Origin of the sequence: Streptomyces sp. URMC 124, from assembly GCF_051386455.1 — a bacterium.
In the GTDB taxonomy this organism is placed as follows: Bacteria; Actinomycetota; Actinomycetes; order Streptomycetales; family Streptomycetaceae; genus Streptomyces.
Genome location: NZ_JBPQTS010000276.1, coordinates 1 through 3,819 on the forward strand (window position 1 = coordinate 1; position 3,819 = coordinate 3,819).

The 3,819-nt window shown below is 74.5% G+C and carries 3 protein-coding genes; 2 read left to right on the forward strand and 1 reads right to left on the reverse strand.

The window, feature by feature from the left end; all coding sequences use genetic code 11:
* Window positions 1-119 precede the first annotated feature (119 nt).
* Window positions 120-659 (forward strand): SigE family RNA polymerase sigma factor, encoded by a 540-nt coding sequence (locus ACSNOG_RS32035; protein ID WP_436756214.1) that lies wholly within the window; start codon window positions 120-122, stop codon window positions 657-659.
* A gap of 161 nt (window positions 660-820) precedes the next feature.
* A complete protein-coding gene (locus ACSNOG_RS32040) occupies window positions 821-2,479 on the forward strand; it encodes a long-chain fatty acid--CoA ligase (protein ID WP_436756215.1) in 1,659 nt (552 codons plus the stop codon).
* Window positions 2,480-2,608: 129 nt separating this feature from the next.
* On the opposite strand, the gene ACSNOG_RS32045 is transcribed toward ACSNOG_RS32040, so the two are convergent.
* On the reverse strand, window positions 2,609-3,819 hold a 1,211-nt coding region (locus ACSNOG_RS32045; protein ID WP_436756216.1), incomplete at its 5' end, for an MFS transporter.

The following is a 3,819-nucleotide window of genomic DNA, read 5'->3' on the forward strand; positions in this document are numbered from 1 at the left end:
CCCCATACCCCTCCCCCTCCGGGAGGTGGGGCCAGCCCCACCTGTACGACCTGAGGCGGACCGTCCTTCGGCACCTGCGGCCGATCCGCCGGGTACGGGTGCGCTCCTAGCGTTGAAGCATGACAGCAACCACGACGCCTGTGTGCACCAGCGCATCCACCGCCGTGTACCCGTCGTTCTCCTCCTACGTACGGGCACGCGGTCCGGTGCTGCAGCGCACCGCCCGTTCTCTGACCTCGAACCCGTGCGACGCGGAGGACCTGCTGCAGACCGCGCTCACCAAGACGTACCTGGCCTGGGAGCGCATAGAGGACCACCGGGCCCTGGACGGCTACGTGCGCCGGGCCCTGGTCAACACCCGCACCTCGCAGTGGCGCAAGCGCAAGGTCGAGGAGTTCCCCTACGACGAGCTGCCCGAGCGCGAGGCGGCCCCCTCGGCGGACCCCGCCGAGCAGCAGGCGCTGCGCGACGCGATGTGGCGGGCCGTACTGCGGCTGCCGGCGCGGCAGCGGGCCATGGTCGTCCTCAGGTATTACGAGGACCTCACCGAGGTGCAGACCGCCGAACTGCTCGGCGTCTCCGTCGGCACGGTCAAGAGCGCCGTCTCCCGGGCGCTCGGGAAGCTCCGCGAGGACCCGGAGCTCGCCTGCGCGGCGTGACGGGCCGGGCGCGGCCGGGCACCGCCCGGGTGCCGCCGGGTGCTGCACGGCGTGACGGAAAGCGCTCGCCGCGGGGCGTCCGGGGTAGTGACTTACCGCGAGATACCCCAGCACAATCAGCGGACGACCACCCGCCGTACCAGGTCTTCGGGAGGACCCCGGTGCAGAGCACGATGCAGGACGTACCGCTCACAGTCACGCGCATCCTCGCCCATGGCGCGCTGGTGCACGGGGGAGCCACGGTGACCACCTGGACCGGGGACGGTGAGCCGCTGCGGCACAGTTTCCGCGAGGTCGCCGAGCGGTCCGTGCAGCTGGCCCACGCGCTCCGCGACGAGCTCGGGGTGGTCGGCGACCAGCGCGTCGCCACGCTCATGTGGAACAACAGCGACCACCTGGAGGCGTATCTCGCCATCCCCTCCATGGGCGCCGTCCTGCACACGCTGAACCTGCGGCTGCCCGTCGAGCAGCTCGCCTTCATCGTCAACCACGCCGCCGACCGCGTGATCATCGTCAACGGCTCGCTGCTGCCGCTGCTCGCGCCGCTCCTGCCGCACCTCGGCTCGGTCGAGCACGTGATCGTCTCGGGCCCGGGCGACCGCTCGGCGCTGGAGGGCTGCCGCCCGCGCGTGCACGAGTACGAGGAGCTGCTCGCGGGCCGACCCGTGGCCGGCTTCGACTGGCCGGAGCTCGACGAGCGGCAGGCCGCCGCCCTCTGCTACACCTCCGGCACCACCGGCGAGCCCAAGGGCGTCCTCTACAGCCACCGCTCCGTCTACCTCCACGCCATGGAGGTCAACGCCGCCTCGGCCTTCGGCCTGACCCCGGCCGACACCTGCCTGCCCGTGGTGCCGATGTTTCACGTGAACGCCTGGGGCCTGCCGCACGCCGCCTTCATGGCAGGAACGTCCCTGCTGATGCCCGACCGCTTCCTGCAGCCCGCGCCGCTCGCCGAGATGATCGCCACCGAGCGGCCCACGGTGTCCGCGGGCGTCCCCACGATCTGGGCGGGCCTGCTCGCCGAGCTCGACGCGCGGCCGCGGGACCTGTCCTCGCTGCGCACGGTCATCAGCGGCGGCTCGGCCGCTCCGCCCGCGATGATGCGCGGCTTCCACGAGCGTCACGGCGTGCGGCTCGTCCAGGCGTGGGGCATGACGGAGACCTCGCCGCTGGGCTCGGTCGCCTACCCGCCGGCCGGTCTGAGCGAGGAGGAGGAGTGGCCCTACCGCATCACCCAGGGCCGGCTGCCCTCCTCCGTGGAGGCCCGGCTCGCCGGCCCCGGCGGGGAGTTCCTGCCGTGGGACGGGGAGTCGGCCGGTGAGCTGGAGGTCCGCGGGCCCTGGATCGCGGGCGCGTACTACGGCGGCGCCGCCGGCGAGCCCGTCCGGCCGGAGGACAAGTTCAGCCCCGACGGCTGGCTGCGTACGGGCGACGTCGGCACGATCACGTCCGACGGCTTCCTCACCCTCACCGACCGCGCCAAGGACGTGATCAAGTCGGGCGGCGAGTGGATCTCCTCCGTCGAGCTGGAGAACCACCTGATGGCCCACCCGGACGTCGCGGAGGCGGCCGTCGTGGCCGTCCCGGACGAGAAGTGGGGCGAGCGCCCGCTCGCCACCGTGGTCCTCAAGGACGGCGAGTCCGCCGACTACGAGGCGCTGCGGGCGTTCCTCGGCGAGCGGGTGGCGCGCTGGCAGCTGCCCGAGCGGTGGGCGCGGGTCGCGACCGTGCCGAAGACGTCGGTGGGCAAGTTCGACAAGAAGGTGCTCCGCAAGCAGTACGCGGAGGGGGAGCTGGAGGTCACCGTCCTGGGCGGGTGACGTGACCTGACCTGACCTGACGTGACCTGACCTGGCCCGGACTGCGGAAGCAGGACGCCGGGCGGGGAGCCGCCGATGAGGCCCCCCGCCCGGCGTTCGGCGTTCGGTGTTCGGTGTTCGGGTTCGGAGTCAGCGCTCCGTGCCGCGCTTGCCGCCCACCAGCGCGCTGCCGGCCCAGCCCACCGCCACGGCCGCCACCGCGATCACGCAGACGCCGTTCCAGCCCCAGTGGGCGTAGGCCGGGCCCGCCAGGGCGGAAGCGCTCGCACCGCCGACGAACGCGGTGACGACGTAGGCGGTGTTGGCCGCCGCCGGGGTGCCCGTCGAGGCCAGCGCCCGGGTCTGGTTGGCGACCTGGCCGGCCATCAGGCCCGCGTGGATCAGCACGGCCGCCGCGCACAGCGCCCACAGCCGGTGCCCGCCGAGCCAGAACAGCGGCAGCGAGAGGGCCGTGAGGACGTAGGCCGTGGTGACGACGCGGGTCGCGCCGAAGCGGTCGATGAGCGCGCCCGACACGGGGGCGACGGCGGTGGAGACCAGGCCGAACAGGCCGAAGAGACCCGCGGTCGCCGTGGACAGGTGGAACGGCCCGTCCGCGGTCAGCAGCAGGGCGAGCGTCGTCCACAGGGAGCTCCAGGCGCCGAAGAGGCCGGCCTGGCGCAGGCACGCGGCCCGCAATTCGGGGGAGCGGCGCAGCAGGCCCGGCAGAGCGGCGACGGCCTTGAGCGGCTGGGCGGCGCGGCGCGGGCGCGTCTCGGCCGGGAGCAGCACGGCGGTCAGCAGGCCGATCGCGACGGTGAGCGCGGCGGCGCCGAGGAAGACGGCGCGCCAGCCGTACGCCTGCCCGGCGAGGGAGCCGAGGACGCGGGCCGCGACGATGCCGGTGAACAGCCCCGCCACGACCGCGGCCACGTGCCGCCCGCGCCGGTCGGCGGGCGCCCGCTCGGCGACCAGCGGAACCAGCAGCTGCGGTACGACCGTCGCGGCGCAGGCCACCAGGACGGCCGCGGCCAGCGCGGGCAGGCCGGGCGCGAAGGCCGCCGCGACGAGGGCCGCCCCGGCGACCGCCGACAGCACGGCCACCAGGCGGCGGCGGTCGGCGGTGTCCCCGAGCGGGGCGAAGGCCAGCAGGCCGATGGCGTAACCGAGCTGGGCCACGGAGGCGATCCAGCCGGCCGCGGAGGGCGCGGCGCCGAAGTCGCGGGCGATGAGGCCGAGGAGCGGGGCCGCGAGGTAGATGTTCGCGGCGGTCACGGCGGTGCACAGGGCGATGACCGCGAGGAGGACGGTGTTGCCGCCGGGGGAAGGCGCGGGTGCGGAAGGGGGAGCGGGCGTGGGTG

Excerpts from the sequence above, each read along its gene's own strand:
- ACSNOG_RS32035 (WP_436756214.1), top strand. The coding sequence starts at position 120 with ATGACAGCAACCACGACGCCTGTGTGCACCAGCGCATCCACCGCCGTG.